Source organism: Candidatus Krumholzibacteriota bacterium (assembly GCA_016932415.1).
GTDB lineage: Bacteria > Krumholzibacteriota > Krumholzibacteriia > Krumholzibacteriales > Krumholzibacteriaceae > Krumholzibacterium.
Genome location: JAFGCX010000020.1, coordinates 259,421 through 282,011 on the forward strand (window position 1 = coordinate 259,421; position 22,591 = coordinate 282,011).

Consider the following 22,591-nt stretch of genomic DNA (forward strand, 5'->3'; position numbering starts at 1 on the left):
CTGACCGCATGGAAAATCGTCGTTCCATATCAGGGACCTGCAACGTTGTTGTATTTTACCTTTTCAAATCCTTTAAGCTGGCCCTTAGATTATAGACTATCCTTTCAGGTCGGGTCAAGGATAAAAGTCCCGCTGCCTTTCCTGATAGATCGGGGAAGTTCCCCTACGCTCCTTTCGGGGAATCCTTATCCCCATCTTCAAACTTGCCCATCGCGAAGAATTTCTCTTCTCTTTTTTTCAAAAGAAGGTCAAGCGGCTCCTCGCTCAGTCTCTGAAATTCACCGATGACTCTCTCGGCGAGATTTTTCGCGTTTCCCTGCGGATCCCTGTGGGCCGCTCCGTGGACTTCCTCGATAATCGCGTCTATAACTCCGAACTTAAGGCAATCTCTGGATGTAAGCTTTAGAGAAGCAGCAGCTTCCGGAGCTTTTTCCCTGCTGTTCCAGAGTATCGCCGCGCATCCTTCAGGCGAGATCACGGAATAGACGGCATGCTCCATCATCAGTATCGCATCGCCGACGGCGAGCGCGAGCGCTCCGCCGCTGCCCCCTTCTCCGATGATCACGACAACTATCGGAGTCCTGATCCCGAAGATCTCCTTGAGATTATCGGCTATCGCTCTCGGCTGGCCTCTCTGTTCCGCTTCTATGCCGGGATAGGCACCCGGCGTGTCAATAATCGACAGGACCGGCATGCTGAATTTTTCCGCCATCCGGAAAAGTCTCAGGCTTTTCCTGAACCCCTCCGGCCTGGCCATACCGAAATTCCTCGCGATCCTTTCGCGCGTGTTCCTCCCCTTTTCATGTCCGACGATCATAAGTTTCATTCCGGAGAGATCGCCTATTCCTCCGACAACAGCGGTATCGTCACCGTAATACCTGTCGCCGTGCAATTCCTCGAAATGATCGGTGATAAGACGGATGTAATCGAGAGTCGTCGGCCTTTTTGGATGTCTGGCCAGAAGTACATTCTCCCACGGAGAAAGGGATCTGTATATCTTTGATTCGAGTTCAGCCAGCCTGTCCATGAGTTTCGATATTTCACCGGTATTGACTTTGCCGCTATGCTTGAGATCTTCTATCTTTTTTTGAAGTTCGAAAACCGGTTTTTCAAACTCGAGGATCCCCGATTCCTGTTTTTCCATGATCTTCGCCTTTAGAAATAATCGATGAATAAAATCTCGATCGCCCTCGCCACGCCCGGTTCACGATTATAGTTATCAAGCAGGTCCCTGAACAGTATCCTGATCCGCAGATTTTCCTTATAATCGAACCTGATACCGGTATCCAGATATCCCCTGCCTTCTGTTCTGCAGGAAGCGAGATCTGCGTCGTCGTCGTTCATCGCAGGACTGTACTCAAAGAGAAGGGACATCCCCGACAGCGCTTCCAGTGAAAATCCGGCAAAGAAATCCATTCCCTTTTCATCGGCGTCTTCCATCGAGTAATTGATGCCTCCATGGAACGATATATTCCTTAAGAAATAGTAGTTCTTGCTGAGAACGGCGTAAAAACCCTTCGATTTTCTTTCGTACCTTTCGTCAGCCTCGCTGTAAGCTTCTTCACCCTGCGTATCTATCCCTATTGCGAGGGCGGGCCCGGCGATCGATTCATCAAGTATCCTAAGCCTCGCCTGGAATCCCGGCATATCATTGATATCTATATCTCCGCGTCCTATGAACTCCTGTATCCCGAACGAGGCTCCCATCATCAACCGGTCATGAAACCCTACTTTGACACCAAAGAGGAGCCCGCTTCTCGGACCGATCGAGCCTTCGAACATGTAACTCCCGTGAGGTATTATTCCAGCAGTCGGGCTGTCTATCAGACTGATATCCTCGAAGACCTGAGCTGCCGATGGAAGGGAAAACAGACAGATTACTACAGTGAACGCGCAAATCAAGCATCTATGAAGAGACTTCGACATTTTCCACCCCCGTCAGATTCCTGAGTTCCCTCAACATGTCGAGATCGGGTGATACTCCCGAATCTCTGGAACGTATAGTATACATTTCACCACCATTGTTCTTCCAGTGAAAGATGAGATCTTTCCCTCCGGAATTCCGGTGAACGATTTCCGATATAACCTTCAGATCCTTTTCTCCGAACTCCCCCGGGCTGAGCGTCAGATGGACCTTTCTTGAAAGGAAACGGACCGCCTCATCGATCGAATATACTTTATCAGCAATGAGCTTCGTATCTCCCCTGTCCTTGACAGATATCTTGCCGACGATTACGACGAGATTATCCTTCTCCAATTTGATTCTACCTGATTCATAGAGGCTTGAAAAGATTATCGCCTCACAAGTGCCGTGAAAATCCTCGATCGTCACGAAAGACATCTGTTTTCCCTTGCGGTCAAGGATCACCCGCGATTCAGTCACAAGCCCGGCAAGTACTACCTGTGTCCTGTTGGGTTTGTCGGTCAGCGATGAACTGTCAACCGTTATGATCCTGCCAAGCATCCCCATGTACCTGTCCATCGGATGGCCTGAAAAATAGAAACCAAGAGATTCCTTCTCGCGATGGAGTGTTTCGCTGTCATCCCAGTCCTGCGCGTCTTCGAGCCTGTCCGAGTCAGCGACGGAAGGATCTTCCACGAATCCGAGGAAAGTCTGTCCACGGTCTCTCTCTGATTGTCTTTTCTGCGCCCGCGACATCACTCGTTCGAGTGAGGCCATCTTCTGGGCTCTCGTGCCGGGAAGAGTATCCATAGCGCCGCTCTGGATAAGGTTTTCAAGCACTCTCTTGTTCATTACCCTGAGATCGACCCTGTCGCAGAAATCATATATATCGGTGAAAGGACCATCTTTTCTCGCCTCGATCGCGCTCATCACCGCTTTCTCCCCGATGTTCTTGATCGCCGCGAGGCCGTATGTTATCTCTCCACCGGAGAGTCCAAAAGCGACTCCGCTGCTGTTTATATCAGGGGGTCTTACCTTGAGCCCAAGATTCCTGCATTCTTCAAGAAGGATGATCAGCCGGTTCGTGTCACCCATATCGCTCGTCATCGCCGCGGCCATGAACGCGTCCGGGTAATGAGCCTTGAGCCAGGCAGTCCTCATCGATATCATGGCGTAGGCGGCCGAATGAGACTTGTTGAATCCATAACCTGAGAAAAACGCCATGAGGTCGAATATCTTTCCCGCCTTCTTTTCAGGTATCCCCCTTTCGATAGCGCCCCTGATAAATGCTTCGCCCTGCCTGGCCATTTCTTTCTCGTTCTTCTTGCCCATGGCTCGACGCAATATATCGGCCTGTCCGAGAGAGAATCCTCCGAGATCGCTCGCGATTCTCATGACCTGCTCCTGGTAGAGGATCACTCCATAAGTCTCTTTCAGGATCGGTTCGAGGCTGGGATGGACATACTTGATCTTCTTGCGTCCGTGTTTGCATTCTATAAAATCGGTGACCATATCGCTGCCGAGCGGTCCCGGCCTGTAGAGGGCGTTTACCGCCGTGATATCCCCGAAGGTGGTCGGTTCGATCTTTCTGAGCAATTCACGCATCCCACTGCTTTCAAGCTGAAATACGCTTATTGTCTGACCCTTGCTGAGCAGGGAGAAAGTCTTCTCGTCATCGAGCGGGATCGATTCGATATCCAGGTCGACATCGTATTCGCTCCTAATCAGCTCGATCGTATTATCCATGTGCGAAAGGGTCTTGAGCCCGAGTATATCTATTTTCAGGAGACCTATGCTTTCGAGTATCTTCATCTCGTACTGCGTTGTCGTCTCGCCTTTGTTCGATCGATATAAAGGCACATGATCGACAAGCCTGGTCGGTGTGATCACAAGTCCCGCCGCATGAGTCGACGCGTGCCTGGCCAGTCCCTCCAGCTTGATCGAAAGATCGACGAGGCGCTTTATCTGCGGATCATTGTCGTACCGTTCCCTGAACTCCGGCACATTCTTGAGCGCTTTCGCCAGTGTCGTGCCTGGAACGGCCGGTATCAGTTTGGCGAGCGAATCGACCTCGCCGTACGGGACCTTCAGTACCCTGCCGACATCCCTGACGACAGCTCTCGCGGCCATGCGGCCGAAAGTGATTATCTGGCAGACATTCTCGTTGCCGTATTTGTTGACAACATGGTCGATCACCTTCTGCCTCTTTTCATCGCAGAAATCGATGTCGATGTCAGGCATCGAGACCCTTTCAGGGTTGAGAAACCGCTCAAAAAGAAGGCCGTTCTTAATCGGATCTATCGTCGTGATCCCCAGGACGAAACAGATGATGCTGCCCGCCGCCGAACCCCTGCCCGGCCCGACCGGTATCCCCATCTCCCCGGCGGTGTTGACTATGTCCCAGACAATCAGGAAATATCCCGAATAATTCATCTTCCTGATTACGTCGAGTTCATACCTTACTCTCTCCTCGATCTCCTCCGTCATCTCAATGAACGCTCCGGGAAGCCTTTCCCTTACAAGATGCTCAAGGTAATCGCCAGCCGTGCTGAACGGTTCCGGGATAGGGAATACGGGAAGATGAAGGCCCGTATCGGCAAGATCGAAATCGCACTTTCCCGCGATCTCGAGAGTGGTCTCGAGTGATTCGGGATATTCGGCAAAGAGGCGGGCCATAGTCTCGGGATCCTTGAACCATGTCTCGCTGTGAGATCTAAGGACCCGGTTGGGATCGTCAAGGTCTTTTCCCGTCTGCAGGCACAAAAGGACATCGTGCGCGTCATGATCATCCTTTTCGCAGAAATGACAATCATTGGTCGCTACCGTCCTGATCCCCAGTTCGCCGGCGAGTTTTACGAGCTTCGGGAGCAATTCCACTTCTTCAGGGATCCCGTGATTCTGAAGTTCGATATAGAAATCTCCCGGTTCGAATATCGACATCATTCTTCGGGCGAGGCTTCTTGCTTCTTCCCATTTTCCTTCGCGGATCAGTTTGGGGATGCTCCCCTGCAGACAGGCGCTCAGTCCGATCAACCCTTCGGAATATTTTTCCAGAAGCTCCAGGTCGATCCTCGGTTTATAGTAGAACCCCTCGAGATATGCTATCGATGATAGCTTTAAAAGGTTCCTGTATCCCGTGTCGTTTTTTACCAGCAGAACGAGATGGTCGTTTCTCGTCCTTCCCCTGACCGATACTTTTTCGAGGTGTCCGCCGGGAGCAAGGTACGTCTCCATCCCGAGGATCGGCTTGATCCCCGCTTTTTTTGCCGCCCTGTAGAACGGGACGGCACCGAACATGTTGCCGTGGTCTGTAAGCGCGACGGCGCTCATCCCCATCTTTTTCGCCGATGAGACCATATCGCTGATCCTGAAAGCGCCGTCCAGAAGACTGTATTCCGAATGATTGTGAAGGTGTACGAAGTTCGCGCCAGCCATCGGTCATTTTCCTTTCGGTCGCCTATTTTAGCATAAAACCGAATTCTTCAACAGTCCTGTTTCCTGAACGATCGCTGATCTCAGCCCTGAGCTTTACATACTCCGGGGGCAAAAAAGCCGGCACCGGCATATAAAGTCTTTTACGGAATTCATCCCATTCGCATACTACCCTTTCTCCGTCAAGATAAGTCTCGGCAGACCAGGGATCTATTCCGCTTCCCGTCTCGTCGACAGGCAGATAGCATATATAGGGTTTGAAGAAACCGCTTCCCGCGTATCTTTCCTCGAGAGCCGCGTGCCTGATGACCGGAGGCAACCCGTCATACAAAAAGATATATATTCCGGATTCGGGAATATCGACCGATCCGCCTTCCATCGCCGGCACACCGACGCAGGACCAGCCCTCGTCCTCTTCCCATAAAAAGAGAGCAGTTTTTCTCCCCGTATCACAGACGAGTTTCATCGGCCTCCTGAAACTCTCCTCGCAAAAATCGATGGAAAAAGCCGATGTCACCGGTTTGAGGCCTTCGGGAATACTTCCGGGAAAACGAGCCGCGTTGACGACCACCGCCGCCTCAGCCGAAACCGCCTGTCCCCTAAGACTCGCTTCGAGGGTGTCTGAGATCACTATATTCGCTTCGCTCTGTGAGCGCAGAAGATATATCCTGAATGCTTCGGTGCGGATCAGTGGAAATCCCCTGTGATCGAAACCCTCGATTCTGAATATGTTCAACCCGTTTTTGAGTTCCTTGTTACGGGCAATAGCTGAAAATGTCAATGGACCGGTCCTGATGACTTCGATTTTCCTTAAAGATCCCTCAGCCGGCCTTGTCACTGAAAGATCCGATTTCGCGATCCTGTCGGTCGTTATATCTATGACGACACCGTCTTCAACCGCTCTGATATCCGCCTCACAAAATGTGCTGTCCCTCTCCCCCCTCGTTACCGGCGTCCCGAAGAATTCTACGGCGCGAGCTCCTTCATCGTCGATCGCTTCATACCTGTATATGGCGTCGACAGTTCCCGAAAGGTCACCCTTCAGGAAGATCCCGAACGGAGTCAACGGTACGGCAGAGTATTCATTTCCCCCGTCGATAGATTCGAAAAGGCGTCCGGTGACTTCTCCTCCATCGGGGTCGACAGCCGACACTATCGCCTCTGGAGCGGCTTCCAGGACTCTCGCTTCCGTAATGACTGGATGATCATGGATCGAGAAGAAAAATATCCCTTCCGACCTGTTCCCCGAAGCGTCGATTATCGATATCTCGCCACGGTGAATACCTCTTTCCAGAATGATCACCCCGTTTTTTCCGTTCGCCGACGAATCGATGATACCCTGGCCCGTCCTGTCAGGCCTGCTGACTCCTTCTTTCCTGTACAGGAGGGTATAGCGTTGCGAAGAACCTTTTCCGACAATATCGTATTCGAGGTCTACTTCTCCGGATTGGGCATATGAGAAAATCGAATTTCTTATGTGATAAAGGGGAGCGCCGTCTATCAGGATCTCGATATCATACGGTGCCATGTGATACCTGCTGAATCCCTGTTCATCCCATGTGGATACGGCAAAACTGAAACTGCCATCGAGATGGAGGGTGTCGGCTAATTCATAGTTCTCCCGTCCCGAGGCTCTGAAGAGATAAAACCGTGGAAATCTGCTTCCGTCGACAATGCTTCCCTCCCCCCGGGGTATGACTTCGAGACCTGATATCATCGGAGCCGTCTCGTCGGGAAGGTGATAGAATCCTTCCAGGGGATTCAGGGGGCGTTGCGAGGAGTCGCGAAGTTCGAAATGCAGATGGGGAGCAGTGGTACCGGTCTCTCCGGACCAGCATAGCGTGTCTCCAACGTCAAAACAGAATCTGCCGCCATCAAGCGTCAGATCGCACCAGGAAACCCCTTTTCCTTTCCTGTAATACCAGAGGAAAGAATCGAGTGACGCGCTGAAACCATCAAGGTGCGCGTAGACAGCGGTGTTACCGTCGGACAGGCGCATATATAGAGCTTTTCCGTACCCGGAATGAGATATCCTGACCCTGCTGGCGCATCCGTCAGAGATGGCAAGACAGGGAAGTCCTATCGCGCCGAAAGATCTCAGGTCGATACCGGCATGGAAGTGCCCACTGCGAAATTCGCTGAAACTGGAACTGAGTCTCCTGCTGCCATGAAACGGCCAAAGGTAGACTTCCGCCGCGGCGGTGGAAGCGAAAAGAAGGATGATAGCGCATACTATTGCTTTTCTTCGTTTCATACCCTGTGGAAGTTACCATCCACAAGTGCTCTTGTCAATCATTGAGGAAAAGGAGGAAGATAATAGCACCACGGTTATCTGACCAGGAGCATCTTCCCGGTCCTGAGGTAGTTTTCCGATCTGACGGCGTAGAAATAGATCCCGCTTCCGACCTTGTCACCACTGTCCGAGGTCCCGTCCCATGCGAGGTCTATCTCCGGTTCGGCGACGTCGCCGCCATAGAGGTCCCTGACGAGTTCTCCTTTGACATTGTATATCTTGACTTCGACCGGCACAGATCCTCCCTGAAGGTCGAAACTCGCTCTTATCATGGTAGAGGGATTGAACGGATTCGGGTAATTAGAAGCTGATACGATCCTGCTTCCCGGCAAGCTTTCATCAGAAAAAGCTACAGCCGTGGAGATCAGCGATTTAAAGAACCTTTCCAGTCCAGCCACTTCGACCGGTAATGGAAGGCTGCCGTTCTCTATTCCCCCCGAAACCTTCGATAACTCAGATCCGAAAAGATATCTGAAATCCTCGGCGAATATTTCCTTCGGCCTGTTCATATGATCTGAATCGTCTGAATATTCCGGATCTCCCAGGATGCCGCGCAGATAGAGGTACCGGTCCCAGCCATTGACATCAGAATCCGGCATGAAACGGCTCTGCATGCAGTGACCGATCTCGTGAGTGACGGTAAAAGCGGTGAACTCGTCGGAAAGTTCAAAGACTCCGGGAGATAGGAATATCATATTGCCGCACGCTGAAGAGGTCGTTATATACCTTCTCGGCATGGGAAGAAGATAGATGTCGATCTCTATTGAGACCGCCGCGCCTTCGAAATCGATACTTTCCACAGCCGACAGGACCGCTTTCTCCCTCATCGGGTGGAAAGCTCCATCTCCCTTGTTCCTGACTGAGGGATCTGTTATATCCTCTACAAGCGAATACCCCGCGTGTCCGGAAGGATGAAAGACGAGCCTGCCGTAATCGTCGCGCCATACCATAGTCGCAAGTATAAGTTCTGAAGAATACAGATTTACCGTGATCCCGTTATCCATCTCCTGCCGGACCGGGTAAATCTGCGCAGATAACAGAACCGGAAAGAGAGCCACTGCCGTGACGATCATGGCGCAAAATACGGCTAACTTATTGTCTTTCTGAAGGTTCAATCCTTCATCCTTCCAATATCCCTGCATAAAGTATCATTTCACAAGTATGTCAAGCTGCAACCGCTGTTCCCCGACCGGGGTGATGAGGCGCGGCGAAAACCGAAAAGGCTTATAATATGGAATGAGATCATTTCAGGTTCGATCTATAATTTTAGTTATCAATTTTATTCATAACGAGATACGTTTTTTTTATCTCACCATTCAGGAGAAGGTCTTTCCATCAGAATGAATCAATATAAATGATTTATTATCAAGAAGATCTAGGGACCGGAAAACCCCTTTTGGGGAATATTCCTCACCCACACTATGCCATGCCTCGGCGTGATATCTGCTAATCGATTTTTTGACAGACTATTACGCGATTATTGATAGCTGCGTAAAGATCCCCACACAGGTTCCTGTGACCTTTCAGAGGTGAAGGCCAGGGCTCTAGAATTGCGTATTTGTAGTAAGGTAAAAGGCAGGTCTTTCATCCTCGCAGAAAGCGCATTCTATTCTTATCATGTCCTGGACAGGAGAGAGTATCTCGAATCCGAACCCTCCCGAAGTCATGAACCTTGAACCGCTCAGCTCGGTGAACGAACTCATCAGAGTACCGTTATCGACAAAGGCGACACCGTTGAGTTGAAGATCGAACCTTCCGATAAGGGGGACGCTGAACACGACCGGGCCGAATATCGGTTTTCTCCACTGCAGAGATCCGATTATCCTCGACCTTCCCCCCTCTTTCCCCATATATCCTCTCAATTCGGTCCTGCCACCGAGCCTCATGCTGTAGAAGGAAGGGAGGTCTCCATCGCGGTTCTCCAGGTCGGCAGCTATTATCAGGGTCCCGAAACTCCTCACCGGCAGGTAAAGATTGCTGATATATCTGTAGAAGGCGAATTGCTGTATATACCCATCGATCGTGACAAACCGGTTGACGCCGATGGCGGTGAAATAACCGTCGAGAGGAGCGATAATATTATCCCTGCTGTCGTACGAAAGGTGCACTCCGTATGATAAAAAAAGCTGATCGATCCATTCCCCCGCCGGAACTTCCACCTCCTTGTCGATCGTCAACTTCGACAATCTTCCTTCTATGCCGAACGACGGCGAGAGCCAGAGCTGCCTCATCCTGTCATCGGTCAGAGGAAAACCGATCATGATCCTTCCGCCGTTACGCTCCCTGATATAATCATTATTTTCAGGCGCTTCAAGCCTTGTGAAATTATACAGGCTTGTCGATAACCTTATCCTCTGATCGCCCAACCACGGGGCGAACCAGCTGATCCCCCCCCCCCGCTCCTTTCCGGAACGTTCCTCGTACTGCATCAGTATATCTTCTCCGAGTCCCCGGAAATTCTTTATTCTCCACCTTATCCCGTAACTCAATCCCTTGTCGAAATCGTAATTGGCCACCGGCATCGGATATTTCATGAAGAGCTTCGGCCTCTCCTCGACATGTACGATCAGCCTGCACCGCTCCGCCCCCGTCTGCTCTACTGAGATATTCACCATTGAAAAGAACCCGAGGCCTCTGAGGTAGGAATCATCCCTGAAGATGACATCATTATCAAGTCTGGACCCCGTTCGGCTCGCCATCACCCTTGTTATCGTACTGGCCCTGGTATATCTGTTCCCGGTCACTATGATCGTGTCTATGACGCTTCCGAGGCATGGCGAGATCTTGCTATCAAACCTCTCCCGGTTGAAAGCCGGCTCCATGCCGTGGTCCCCGGAACCGTCGAATCCCAGTTTTCTCGCGAGATTGTCAAACATGCCGGGCGATTTGGCAGCCAGTTCCTCTTCAGGATCGCCTGCCGCCCTGTTCGCCGGTTCTCCGGGATCACCATGCGCGGTTATGCCGCTATAAGGAATAAAGATAGACAGGAGAATAAAAATGATGAGGAATATCTTCAATGTCAAAAGCTCAGGCTCCAGATCCATATTTCCAAAGGTTCTTTACTCACCTGAAGATAATAGGGAAAAGCGCCCCTGTAAAGCGTTTCATTCCTGATCAGGTTCCGGAAGAGGCAACCGCGCTCCATGCGTCAGCTGACCGGCCTTCGAAAGAATGAAGGCGCCGACTCCGGTAAAGAGAGCGATGAAGTTCAGGAACGCGCTCATGCTTTTGAGTATGATCCTTGCCGGAAGGAAGTATGGAGCAAACCACAGCATTCCGGAAAGAATTCCCAGAAGCATCAGTCCAAACAGGCCTATGATGCCCTGTATGAAGATCGAATCACTTTCGAGATTGAATTTACTCACGATAAAACGTCCGAGCGCAAGGGCGCTGACGAAATATCCGACGATAACAAGCGCTCCGAATGAGAGCACCAGCAGTATCGCCACGGGAATCCCTATAATGGTGATACTGAGGATCACCCCGATCAATCCTACGACCGCGCCACCAATGAATAACACGAGGAGTCCTACTCCGAGCGCTTTGAAGAACGATCCGAAAATGAATTCGGATGAACGGCGCATCCTGTCTGGCAGGAAATAAAGTATGATCAGGAGAAGAAGAGCCCCAACGAGGAATGAGACGAATTTCGCTATCACACGGAAGATTCCTCCTCCGAAGGCGAAGAACGGGACTGAAATAGGATTATGGTGGCTCCATACCTCTATCGTCTCTCCCCTGACGTGAGCGCGCGGGTCCTCATCGAGTCTCCCCAGCACCGATACGACTTCCCCGTTGACTATCGCCGTAGGTCCGATCTTCACGTCGCCGAGCACGGAGACGACATCACCGGTGACCTTCCCGTCGATCTCTATATCTCCGAAAAGGACTACCACGTCTCCACGGACGAGCTCGTTCCTGCCGATATGGACATCATCACCGAACCTGACCAGTTCCTTCGTCCTTACGACCTTGAAATCCCTTTCCTCGATATTAAGAAAATCGAAATCGATATATTCCGAAGGATCATCGAGATCATCGAGGTTTATCTTTATCCCATCGATATCATCGAATACCTTCTCGAGTCCCTCTGATATCCTGGCTTTGTCGATATCAAGTATGACCTCTTCTCCGTCGCTTGAACCTATCTTGACGCCCTTGTCCGATATCGAGATCTTGAGGTTGCTCTTTTTGTCTGTCTCTGATCTCTTCTTGTCTGATTTGTATTTTTTTATCTCTACCGGCTTATCCTTTTCCTCTTCAGCCGTTTTCTCCTTGCGCGACAGCGTGTCTTTCTCCGCCTCCTGCTGTACCGATACCTGTGCCGCCGGAGAGACCAGTGCCTTGATGACAGTTTTTGTGACACCACCGAAACTCAAAAGAGTCACCATAATAAATATCTGAATCGATTTTGCCGCGACAGTGCTAAAAAATACCAACATGCGTCTCTCCTTTTCTCCAGGCAATCCTCGTCATCCTGATTATAAGATAGAGGCTCAGGATAGATGCTATTATCCCTATACTCAGATATACGGCCGAAATATCCCCTGCCTGCCTCTGGAATGTCTTGATGAGGAGTCTTCCGGCCACACGGTATTTCTCAAGAGAATTGATAAATTGCATTAGGATCGCGGGGTCCTCGATAGTCCGCCTGAGCATATATATGCCGGATGCCCCGATACCGAGCATTCTCTGGGTCAATACTACGAAAGAGGTGAGTATCGGCGTGTAGACAGCCACGAAAAGCCCGAAAACAGCTGAAGTCATCACGCCCGCGCGCAGAGGCGCCGGCAGAAGATCCCACCTGCCCCTGACCGAGATCCACGCTTTCTTAAGAGGGCTGACCCTGTAACGCGCGACATTGACGTGAGCCATGATCTTCATATTGAATTCAGGTGATGGTTCAAATATCTCCATCGCGCCGAGTGCGTTGAACACCTTTGAATATTCCCTGTCTATCGCGTGGCACGCCCGGCACTCACTGGTATGATTCTCATACTCCGCCATCCCGGCCAGGTCGAGTTCGCCATCGTAATATTTCTGAACGAGCATTTTAAAAAGATGGCAGTTCATCTGATCTTACTCCCCTGGTTCCTCTATCGTAATATCTCCACTCGCTGATTCAAGAAAAACCTTTCCCTTTCCTCCACGCACAATACCATAGATACTGTTTCTGGCTACTTTTTTCAGGTCGATAGGAAGATCGACATTTATCGTCCCCGATGTAGTCCCTACCTTCAGGACATACCCACCTTCCATCGCTTCAAGGAATCTCAATGTTATCTGGCCGCTCGACGCAGTTATCTTGTAATTATTATCACCTTCGGGCAGAGCCCTTATAAGGATATTACCGCTGGCGGTCGAGGCATCCACAGCCCCTCTCACGTCTATAAAATCAGCTTCCGCGTTCACTCCCCTGTACTCCACCGCGCCGACGCCTTCGACAATGACCTCGCCATATCCGATGCTCACTCCGAGGTCTCCTCCTGTCTGAAGAAGCTCCAACTTGCCTGTAGTGACATCGCATTTTACATTTCCGCCGATGTTCTTCCCCGCTATTTTTCCGCTTGTCACTTTAAGGACAGCATCTCCCGCGACCTTGACAGCCTTGATCTGTCCGCTGGTCACGTTGACCTCGGCATCTCCCCCGATCTCCCTTATATTCGCCTCGCCGCTCGATACCGATACTTCCACGCTTGAGCGTATATCCACTATCGTTATAGCGCCGCTCGCGGTAGTCGCGGCGACCTCAAAATCTTCCGGTACGAGGATGGTCAGTTCCATCATCATGTTCGGATGCTTGTCGACTACCATCGACAGGAGGCTTCGCTTGACTTTATATTTCTTCGGATAAAGCGTCTCTATCTTTATTATATCTCCGGGTCTGGATACCTCGATCTCCATCAGGGAAGCGATCTTCTTCGCCTCCTCGAGATCATCGGAGTGGACCCTCTTTATGACCTTGAGAAAGATGCTTTCGCGCCCTTTCTCCCCCGTCACGGAAATACTGCCGTTTACTCCTTCTATGACGATCGTCCGGGCCTCTCCCGGCTTGATCTCTTTCTCTACAGTCTCGGAATGGGTCACTTCGGCCGATGCCGGAACGGTCTGGATAAAGATGCAGCCCAACGCCAGGATCGAACAGGCTGCCTGGATCCTGCTGATACGACTCTTTGCTCTTCTCATGACAGACCTCCTTCCGTCGAACCCGCGTCATCGACAAGTCCCTTTTTGATAAAAACGCTTTTTATCAGGTTCCTTGCCCTGTGTATCCTCGCCTTTACCGTTCCGAGCGGTATACCGAGGTTGTCTGATATCTCTTCATATGAAAGCTGCTCCTGATGACGCAGGATGACGATGATCCTGTAGTGATCGGGAAGCTCCGCTATCGCCTGATTCAACACTTCCATCATCTCCCTGTTCTCAAGTTCCCGGTCTGGATTGACTGTCTCGGCCGGCAGCTGACGCGACATCTCGCCATCTGAACCGGAAACAGGCTCGTCAAGAGAATATACGCCGCTTTTCCTCCGGCGTATGAAATCGATACAAAGATTCGACGTAATCCTGTATAACCAGCTTGAAAACGGATATGAAGGATTATATCTGTCAAGAACGTTGAATGTCCTGATAAAGACATCCTGCGCCAGGTCCTCGGCGTCCGAATGATTCTTGACCATCCGGAAGCAGATGCTGTAGACGGGATTCCTGTATTTCGTGAGAAGTTCTTCAAAAGCCTTCTCATCCCCTTTCAGACAACGTTCGACCAGAATTGCATCTTCACGTTTCAAACGTACACACCTTGATTACGTGACAGTATTAAGAATGTTTCGTCCTAATAAATCTTTTTTATACATTATCTTCCGCAAGCAGCAAAAAAGATAGCAGGATAATTTAGATGTGGGAAGCCGAATCTTATAACCTGTTGCAGATAATCTGATTCTACCTGTCGGTGGCAAGTCAGAGGATCATTGATAAGATACCGTCGCACTCTACATCAATGCACGATCATTCGACCTGAATACCTGTTTTGTTTAAAACAAGGACCAGTTCCAAACAAAACCCAAATCATTTTAACAGTACCATTTTTCTCGTTCTGGAATATTCTTTGGTTTCAAGTTTATAAAGATATACTCCGCTCGATACTTCCCGATCCCTGTCATTGGTTCCATCCCATCTGATATTCCTGTAATACCCTTCCGGTAAGACTTCATCTACAAGTGTTTTTATCAACTGCCCCGCGATATTATAAATTTTCAACTTTACGTGCATCTTTTTAGAGATAGAGAACTCTATGGCTGTTACCGGATTAAACGGGTTAGGATAATTCTGGAATAGATGTGTTCCCACAGATATCATCTCTTCATCACCTGTCGGCTCACTTATCGAACCATTGAACCAATCCAGTATTTTTTGCAGGTGTTTGACTCGTGCTGGCGGTTCTTGAAGATTGTCGTCTCTTATCGAATGAAAACTGAATCCATCAAGAACGACCCTGGCAGTGTATCCCGCTCCGTTCTCAGCGGTTTCCTGCGCGACTCCAGCAAAGCCACTCTCGCCGTTATAGTCCGGATATTGCATTACATTAGTCGATGTTTCCCATCCGGAACTCTCAACCACATCGAATGATTTGATTTCAGGGCAACCACCGTTAATGTAGAAACTGGTGCCTTCAAATAATCCGATGCCGGTTAACAGCGGGTTCATGATCCCACCGCTGTAAATCCCCCCTGTAAAAAAATAGTAACTGGAAAAATCCGTTCGGTACTGAATGAATACAGAAAGAGGATATCTGTACAGGTCATATATTTCGGTTGCCAGACCGTCTCCCGTCAGATAGAGACCGACATCCTGCGTGGAACGATCGAGAAATTCATATAACAATCGGGCATCATCGGCAGTCGTCGGTTTTGCCTTGTATCCGATCGTGCTTTCCGCCAGATCCCCCGAACTCCATATTATGATCCTGTACGTTCCCAATAACTGATCTATTGTCGCCCTCGATGCCAGCGTATTTCCCGCAATCGCCGTGGGATCCAGCACATCGAAACGATCAGGTGTCACGTCTAAAAATTCAAACGCTGTCTCGAAGTATATCTGTCCGCCCCTGTTGTCGAATCTGTTTACGTAAAGGATATCCGAATTTCCAGTCGGAAATATTGTCGCTTCACACGGCATTTCTCTCACCAGGGATTCCTCGCTGGTAACTCCAATGTCCTGACTCCAGTAAGTAGTTATCCCGTTCGCGTCCCTGGCGGAGAAATAATATGAAACGGTGTCTCCGGGTATATAGAGGTCGTCGTTGAGATCAATGCAAAATTGGCCCTGTTTTGGGACTCCTGAAACATATACCGAATCGAAGCGCAGGATAGTCCATCCTTCCTCCTGTCGAATAAATGGCCATCTCAGAGGGTCGCCGGATATCGATGCTCCCGACCGTTCCCCTATATCCCTGACATGAGCATAGACAGCAGGACCTCCCGAGTCATCGTGATCGAGACCTACATTGCATTCTCCGACGAATACTACTGCCGAATCCCCTGGTACATTGGCAGGCCTGGCAATATCCTCGATATCCATCGCAATATCTATCCGTGCTGTTCCTGTTATTGTGCCATCAGCAGGAAAATTATCCTGAAAGAGACAGATCTCGTTCACGAACCATGCGGGACCCTGCGCGTCATACCTTTTTATCGATACATTATCAAACCATGGAGAAGGTTCGTGTCGGGATCCACTGCCCAATATATCTCTGAGCTGATAATATTTATCCACAACGCCGATGGCGACCTGGATAGAATCGGCCCCGGGTTCGATAAGATGTCCTATAGGCTGATTGATAGTCACATATCTGTTACCGTTACCGTTGCTGTTGATGTAGTAATATAATTTATCGGAATTTTTCCATTCCCCTTCAACCCCATTCTTGATCGATCTGACCAGCCAGTAGTGAAATACAAGATTGTCGAGAGGCAGGTCCTCATATGCATCGTACTGAAGCAATACGGTCGACGCGGAAGCTGGAACGGATCCTCCTGGATTCATCGCCATGACTGGAGATACGAGAGTATTATCAAACGCGTACCCACTGCTTTCATCTGCGAAAGGTATCTCAAACAGGGCAGGATATCTTGGTGATGGATAAGTGGATCCGGTGAAAAAATTCACCACAGTCCCATAGTTGTCATGGCATGGATCGAGGTCTATCATGTTACTTGAAAGTCCCTCGAAAGAACCCAAAGGCGACGCCCCGTCCAAATACCATCCGCTCCAGTCCATTGTTTCGAAATCAAAGTAGCCGAGGAGCCAGTTCGATTTTCCAAGCAACCAGAGATCGGGATCCGGACAATCCGTTTCTCTTGTGAATGAAGTGATCCCCGCGTCCATAGGCTTCAGTACGGGACCGGTGACAAACCCCACACCAAGCTGTCTCGCCTCATCAAAAATGGTTGAACTCATTGCGAAATAGGAGCCGTCATACTTGACATCAAAAATATCGGGAAGTTCAAAAGAGAATCCATCGAGACTGTCTCCCGGCAATACCGGGTCCGTGTCAGTGGTCCAGAGAATGCCGTTCCATTCGGGAACACCGGTATCTATGTCATCGTCATCTGCGGGATTCAAATAAGGCGGCATTGTTGCCAGGCCTGGTGTCGAAGCGGGTATCCAGGGCTGCGGCGTCCAGCCTGCTGGACTCTGTATGTTTAGGTCCTCATAGTCGAAAGGAACATCGATTGAGATCCCGACAGCTCCCACCTGTTCAGGAGGAATACCTGGAAGCGTATTATTCTTGACCTTATAAAAATATCCCATTTTGGGAGGGTCCTCTACGACCCTTTCTGTTTCTCCAATCGTAACCAGGCCACAATTGTCCTTATCGAAAGGGCAGATCGTGGTAAAACGCTCCATTTCGATATAATCGCATCCGTCTGGCGGTATCCCCGTTTCCGGATAGTCTGTTATGCGAAGCCTGTCGTTGTTCAGCGCAGGGTTTTTTATTGTGCATATACCGTAATTGTCAGTATGTACGAGGTTGATATTATCCTGAGGCTGACCAGTGCTGTTATGCCATCCGTTTGTTGTGACCGCCTTTGTAGGAGGGTTATCGGTATCCCAACCGGCGGCTGTCTGGCAATGAGCCCAGAAATGCCTTTTGTCACCAGTTCCGACCTGGAACCAATGCCCATCGGCTGAATCGGGGTGGTGCGCTTTGAACCCGGGAAGCACATTCTGACAACGGGAAAGTTCCTGTATATATAAACTGTAAGTGGCTTTCTCCTCAAAAAGATCATTGAAATACTCATTTACACCAAGACCATTCTTATGCCTGTATACATGATGTTTTCCCCTTGATTTGATAAATTCGGCTATCCCCCTGTTACCACCCAGACCCTTGTCCCCTCCATCGTCTTTTGACCTGATATAACTGAAAAGGGTGTTTATGACTGTTTGACTGTCGTCCTGCCATTTACCAGGATCTCCCTCTGTGTGCGGAAAGAGTCCGGAAAATCCGTTATGATCCCAATACCAGAGACAATTGGCAACGGCAACCTCGGTACAGTTTCCTATGCCGGGCTTTTGCCAGAAATCAGGGACTCCTCCAGGAGATGTCGAATTCTTGTACTGTATATCGGCATATGCATAACCGCCTGACACAATAACAATGCATGCGACACAGGCAAGCGAAAGCTTTCTCATCATTACCCCCATCAGCAGCCTGAATTATCATATATAATATAATTGCTTAAAAATACCCCCTATAAGAACCTCATTATATTTCCATTTTGACTGGAATTCAAGGAAATTTCATTTGATATCCATGTTCATCTCCTGGAGACAGAGGAATTTTCATACAGTAATTCTTCTTGACAGAAATTTGAAAATACAACTAGACTCGGTCAACTTGGACGACCGCCTTATTCCTTGCGGTAATACAAGTTACATTTAAGGAGGACAGAATGACAAGTATCGAGTATCTCTTTGCCAGGGAAGTGATCGATTCTCGCGGAAATCCGACGATCGAGGTGGAGGCGTATCTCGCCGGCGGCGCGGTCGGAAGCGTGATCGTACCATCAGGCGCTTCGACCGGTGAACATGAAGCGGTAGAACTGCGCGATGGAGACAAGAAACGTTTCGGCGGCAAAGGTGTCCTTACTGCCGTCGACAACGTAAACGAGATCATTGCCCCGGAGATCATCGACCTTGACGCCCTCGACCAGGTCTATATCGACAGACTCCTCTGCCAGCTCGACGGTACGGCTAACAAAGGCAGGCTCGGCGCGAACGCGATCCTCGGCGTCTCCCTCGCCATCGCCAAGGCAGCGGCTGATGAACTCGGACTGTCGCTTTTCGAATATATCGGAGGCATAAACGCCAAGGTCCTCCCCGTCCCGATGATGAACGTGCTGAACGGTGGAAAACATGCCGACAATAACGTCGACATACAGGAATTCATGATAGTGCCGGTCGGAGCGGGATCGATCCGCGAAGCGGTCAGGTACGGCGCCGAAACCTTCCACGCGCTGAAAAAGATCCTCTCCGAAAAAGGGTACGCCACTTCTGTAGGGGATGAAGGAGGGTTCGCACCCAACCTCAAATCGAATGCCGAGGGATTCGAAGTGATTCTCGCCGCGATCGAGAAAGCGGGATACAGGCCGGGGGAGGATATCGCCCTCGCGATCGACGCGGCGGCGAGCGAGTTTTACCGTAAAGACGGTTACCACCTCGATGCCGAGGGAAAGATCCTTGGCGCGGCAGAGATGATCTCATTCTACGAAGACCTTGTCGGAAGGTTCCCCATCATATCGATCGAGGACGGCTTGGACGAAAATGACTGGAACGGATGGAAATCGATGAACGAGGCTCTCGGCGGAAAGATCCAGATCGTCGGAGACGATATCTTCGTTACCAACACGGAAAGACTGGCAAAAGGGATCGAGCAACGATGCGCCAATTCGATACTGATAAAGCTAAACCAGATCGGGACGCTGACCGAAACTCTCGACGCTATCGAAATGGCAAAGAGGGCAGGATTTACCTCGGTTATATCGCATCGCTCCGGCGAAAGCGAAGATGTCACGATAGCCCACGTGGCGGTCGCGACTAATGCCGGTCAGATAAAGACAGGTTCGATGTCCCGTACCGACAGGGTCGCCAAGTACAACGAACTTCTCCGGATCGAGGAGGAACTGGGAGATACGGCGATCTACCCTGGCCTCTCGGCTATTGAATCGGCCAGGACAAAATAAAGATCGACTGATCAACTGGAGGAATCATGAAATCTCTCTGGGGACAGAACAATCAGTATCTCAGGGTCAAACGGAACAACCTGGAAATCAGCCCGAAATTCACGAAGATGGTACTGGCGAGCATATTCATACTTATCGCCGCGATCTTTCTGGCCAGCGACGTCGGCCTCTGGAACCTATGGCAGGCCCAGAAAGAGATGGATGAGCTGGAAAGCGAGATCGAGATACTGAGGGCGCAGACACAGTACCTCAGAACGACAATCGAGGAATTGAAGACCAATCCTTTCATGATCGAGAAAGTCGCCAGAGAACGTTACGGTTATCTCAGGCCGGGTGACAGGGTCTACCGGATAATCCCCCTCCCTGCCGATCAAGAAAACTATCCAATATCAACAACTTCTCTTGACATCAAGGGGGCAAGTCAATAATATTGGATGAGAAAATGATGCGGGGTGGAGCAGTCTGGTAGCTCGTTGGGCTCATAACCCAAAGGTCGCTGGTTCAAATCCAGCCCCCGCTACCAATATAGAAAGATGAATTCCCGGCTTCCCTGATCGATGGAGCCGGGAATCGTCTTTTACAGGGCCTGAAACTCAGACTCTTGAAAAAACCCCTCGGCCTGCCGGTCCTTGATCACTGTACAAAAGCGCCTGCCTGACGTCATCTATCTGACTACCACGATCTTCTCCGATTTTCCGGCGCCGCCTGCAACTGCCCTGCAGAAATAGATCCCGCTGGCGACATCGATACCCCGATCGTCCTTTCCATCCCAGAACCTGTCAAATGAAGCGGAGTCGAGTCTACCCCTGTAAAGCCTCCTTACAACTCTGCCAGCGGCGTCGTATATCGTCAGGTCGATCATTTCAACCTCTTTATCCCCTGCCTGTCGAACGCGAAAAGGCGATCCTATTTCTATCCCCTTTGTGGCGAACCGGATCATCGTTCCCGAACTCATCGGATTCGGCATGAACAAGATCTCTATGGATGGAACGGGGATCGGTTGAGCGGCTGGATCATCAGCGTCGCACGGAACACCTAGAAGGCCTTGGTAATATTCCCTTCCGCCGATCAGCGCCTCCGCCGCCGTGACAGAATCTGCCTTCGATGGCCAGTCTCTTCTCCGGACGATATCGAGAAGATCATCGATCCATCGCACGAAATATTCCGCCGATTCCCTTTTGAGGACGGGTTTTCCTCCTATGGTGATGTAGACGGGACTGGTATGAGCGAAAAGATAACCGCCGACTGGCAGCCAGCCGTTGTTCTCTCCAAAGACCCGTGATGCTATCCAGGCGCTCTCCCGCATATCGATATTCACAATAGTATCGATCACGCACGGATCGAATGAGGGATAGAGAGTCCTTACCACTTCGCCGTTGGCGACTATCTGCGCGGCGAGAAGAGGCCATACCGACTTTACCCTTATCGAAACTGGAATATTGAAGTGTCCGCTGAATACATCGAGCGAATCGCCCGCTTCCCTGTCGAACACGTTGAACCTGGCAAAGAGAGGACCGTTAGTGACAAAGGTCCTTCCCTTTACCACTCCATCGAGCCATTCGTAGTACCCAAACTGGTCGCCTGGGATCCTGACATAAGTCCTGTTCCCCCCTATCGGGTTGGAATCGAGATAATTGGGAAGGGCATCCGTACCCCCGCAGGCGGGAAGTTTGAATCCGCAATTGAGAAGATTGTACCAGAGAGCCGTCTCGATCCCATTGGCTCCGCAATTACTGTAGCTCATTATCTCGAAGGCGTCGATCTTCCCCCTGGCGATATCGATGGGAAGCTCTCGCGCTATTCCCGAACCGGGCCAGGCTGTGATCTGGTCGAAATCGTACGAAGAGACAGGATGGGCCGCCACGACGATCGCTCCGGGCTGAGAGTGCGTAGAATCGGCATAATCGAGAAGAAGCGGACCCCAGTCAGAACCGTAGGGTTCGATAAGTCTCTGTAGCCCCAGCAGCCCATAGTGTCCCCATACGCCGCTTCTCACCTCTTCGGAGATATAGATAATACAGTATGGACAACTTGAAGGATCGGGCGCGCCGGTAAAACCGGAGTATGAATCGAGACAGTTGAGAACGGCGAGATCCTCGGCAAGGCCGAAAAAATGCCCATGCTCCGGTTTGAGAAAATAGACCCCGGATCCATGTTTCAGGTGAAAATGAATGTCGCCTGAATACCAGAGTTGACCCCGCAGATCCGCGATCCTCGAGAGGTTCAGTGTCACGGTAGTGTCGGACCGGAGATCTACCGTGGTGATCATCGGCCTGTATTCAAAACCGTGGCCTGCTTTGACCGTCATCCGCCCTTCTGGCAGTACAAGTGAAAAAGATCCATCAGAATAGAAATATCCCCCCATCGCGGTATGGTAGAAACTCATGACCGAGGGATATCGAACTACGGAAAGACAGTCGATCACGGCGCATCTCGCGCAAAGAGTATCTCCCGTCGCGTCGTCGAGAATGACCACTGTAAGGCAGCGATAAGCCGCAGGCTGGCCCTCATAAGATGATCCTGCCAACCCTGCCGCAACATCGGGACGCTTATCCAGAGCGGCGTGACCGGAAAAAGATGCTCCGGTGCCGGATGCCACAACGACCAGCATGAGCGCAAACGAAAAGGCCATGCGGGCTGAAAGCCATTGCGGTACTCTCACCGGGTGTCTGCTGTTCATTGATGTCAATTCCCGGTCCTCTGCTTTTTCTCTGTCGA

At 50.4% G+C, this 22,591-nt stretch carries 14 protein-coding genes and 1 tRNA gene; 3 read left to right on the forward strand and 12 right to left on the reverse strand.

What is annotated here, in order from left to right; all coding sequences use genetic code 11:
• Positions 1-163: 163 nt before the first annotated feature.
• The 11 genes from JW814_08360 to JW814_08410 form a co-directional block, all read right to left on the reverse strand.
• Positions 164-1,144 (reverse strand): acetyl-CoA carboxylase carboxyltransferase subunit alpha, encoded by a 981-nt coding sequence (locus tag JW814_08360; GenBank protein MBN2071455.1) that lies wholly within the window; start codon positions 1,142-1,144, stop codon positions 164-166.
• 11 nt (positions 1,145-1,155) lie between these two features.
• Positions 1,156-1,926, reverse strand: coding sequence for a hypothetical protein (locus tag JW814_08365; GenBank protein ID MBN2071456.1), 771 nt, complete (start codon positions 1,924-1,926; stop codon positions 1,156-1,158).
• Positions 1,907-5,338 carry a DNA polymerase III subunit alpha gene (gene dnaE / locus JW814_08370; protein ID MBN2071457.1) on the reverse strand — a complete coding sequence of 1,144 codons (3,432 nt, stop codon included), beginning with the start codon at positions 5,336-5,338 and terminating at the stop codon, positions 1,907-1,909. Before dnaE ends, JW814_08365 begins: the two co-directional genes overlap by 20 nt.
• Positions 5,339-5,360: 22 nt before the next feature.
• Entirely contained in the window at positions 5,361-7,589 is a 2,229-nt protein-coding gene (locus tag JW814_08375) for a M23 family metallopeptidase (GenBank protein ID MBN2071458.1), read from the reverse strand.
• Positions 7,590-7,663: 74 nt separating this feature from the next.
• A complete protein-coding gene (locus tag JW814_08380) occupies positions 7,664-8,743 on the reverse strand; it encodes a hypothetical protein (protein MBN2071459.1) in 1,080 nt (359 codons plus the stop codon).
• Between the two features lie 429 nt (positions 8,744-9,172).
• Positions 9,173-10,672 carry a BamA/TamA family outer membrane protein gene (locus JW814_08385; protein MBN2071460.1) on the reverse strand — a complete coding sequence of 500 codons (1,500 nt, stop codon included), beginning with the start codon at positions 10,670-10,672 and terminating at the stop codon, positions 9,173-9,175.
• Between the two features lie 60 nt (positions 10,673-10,732).
• The gene (locus JW814_08390; protein ID MBN2071461.1) at positions 10,733-12,070 is read right to left on the reverse strand and encodes a hypothetical protein; all 1,338 of its coding nucleotides are present in this window, start codon (positions 12,068-12,070) and stop codon (positions 10,733-10,735) included.
• Positions 12,054-12,701 (reverse strand): zf-HC2 domain-containing protein, encoded by a 648-nt coding sequence (locus tag JW814_08395; GenBank protein MBN2071462.1) that lies wholly within the window; start codon positions 12,699-12,701, stop codon positions 12,054-12,056. Before JW814_08395 ends, JW814_08390 begins: the two co-directional genes overlap by 17 nt.
• A 6-nt stretch (positions 12,702-12,707) precedes the next feature.
• A complete protein-coding gene (locus tag JW814_08400; protein MBN2071463.1) occupies positions 12,708-13,814 on the reverse strand; it encodes a DUF4097 family beta strand repeat protein in 1,107 nt (368 codons plus the stop codon).
• Entirely contained in the window at positions 13,811-14,416 is a 606-nt protein-coding gene (locus JW814_08405; GenBank protein MBN2071464.1) for a sigma-70 family RNA polymerase sigma factor, read from the reverse strand. Before JW814_08405 ends, JW814_08400 begins: the two co-directional genes overlap by 4 nt.
• 277 nt (positions 14,417-14,693) lie before the next feature.
• Entirely contained in the window at positions 14,694-18,323 is a 3,630-nt protein-coding gene (locus JW814_08410) for a T9SS type A sorting domain-containing protein (protein ID MBN2071465.1), read from the reverse strand.
• Positions 18,324-18,583: 260 nt separating this feature from the next.
• Here JW814_08410 and eno point away from each other — a divergent pair, with 260 nt between their 5' ends.
• From eno to JW814_08425, 3 genes are all read left to right on the forward strand, one after another.
• Entirely contained in the window at positions 18,584-19,873 is a 1,290-nt protein-coding gene (gene eno / locus JW814_08415) for a phosphopyruvate hydratase (protein ID MBN2071466.1), read from the forward strand.
• Positions 19,874-19,899: 26 nt separating this feature from the next.
• On the forward strand, positions 19,900-20,301 hold the full coding sequence (locus tag JW814_08420; GenBank protein MBN2071467.1) for a septum formation initiator family protein: 402 nt from the start codon (positions 19,900-19,902) through the stop codon (positions 20,299-20,301).
• Positions 20,302-20,319: 18 nt separating this feature from the next.
• Positions 20,320-20,396 (forward strand) — tRNA-Met (locus tag JW814_08425).
• A gap of 141 nt (positions 20,397-20,537) precedes the next feature.
• Here JW814_08425 and JW814_08430 read toward each other — a convergent pair.
• Entirely contained in the window at positions 20,538-22,553 is a 2,016-nt protein-coding gene (locus JW814_08430; GenBank protein ID MBN2071468.1) for a CehA/McbA family metallohydrolase, read from the reverse strand.
• Positions 22,554-22,591: the final 38 nt, after the last annotated feature.

Coding starts and splice junctions, on each gene's coding strand:
- JW814_08360 (MBN2071455.1), bottom strand. CDS start 1,144: ATGGAAAAACAGGAATCGGGGATCCTCGAGTTTGAAAAACCGGTTTTC.
- JW814_08365 (MBN2071456.1), bottom strand. CDS start 1,926: ATGTCGAAGTCTCTTCATAGATGCTTGATTTGCGCGTTCACTGTAGTA.
- dnaE (MBN2071457.1), bottom strand. CDS start 5,338: ATGGCTGGCGCGAACTTCGTACACCTTCACAATCATTCGGAATACAGT.
- JW814_08375 (MBN2071458.1), bottom strand. CDS start 7,589: ATGAAACGAAGAAAAGCAATAGTATGCGCTATCATCCTTCTTTTCGCT.
- JW814_08385 (MBN2071460.1), bottom strand. CDS start 10,672: ATGGATCTGGAGCCTGAGCTTTTGACATTGAAGATATTCCTCATCATT.
- JW814_08390 (MBN2071461.1), bottom strand. CDS start 12,070: ATGTTGGTATTTTTTAGCACTGTCGCGGCAAAATCGATTCAGATATTT.
- JW814_08395 (MBN2071462.1), bottom strand. CDS start 12,701: ATGAACTGCCATCTTTTTAAAATGCTCGTTCAGAAATATTACGATGGC.
- JW814_08400 (MBN2071463.1), bottom strand. CDS start 13,814: ATGAGAAGAGCAAAGAGTCGTATCAGCAGGATCCAGGCAGCCTGTTCG.
- JW814_08410 (MBN2071465.1), bottom strand. CDS start 18,323: ATGAGAAAGCTTTCGCTTGCCTGTGTCGCATGCATTGTTATTGTGTCA.
- eno (MBN2071466.1), top strand. CDS start 18,584: ATGACAAGTATCGAGTATCTCTTTGCCAGGGAAGTGATCGATTCTCGC.
- JW814_08420 (MBN2071467.1), top strand. CDS start 19,900: ATGAAATCTCTCTGGGGACAGAACAATCAGTATCTCAGGGTCAAACGG.
- JW814_08430 (MBN2071468.1), bottom strand. CDS start 22,553: ATGAACAGCAGACACCCGGTGAGAGTACCGCAATGGCTTTCAGCCCGC.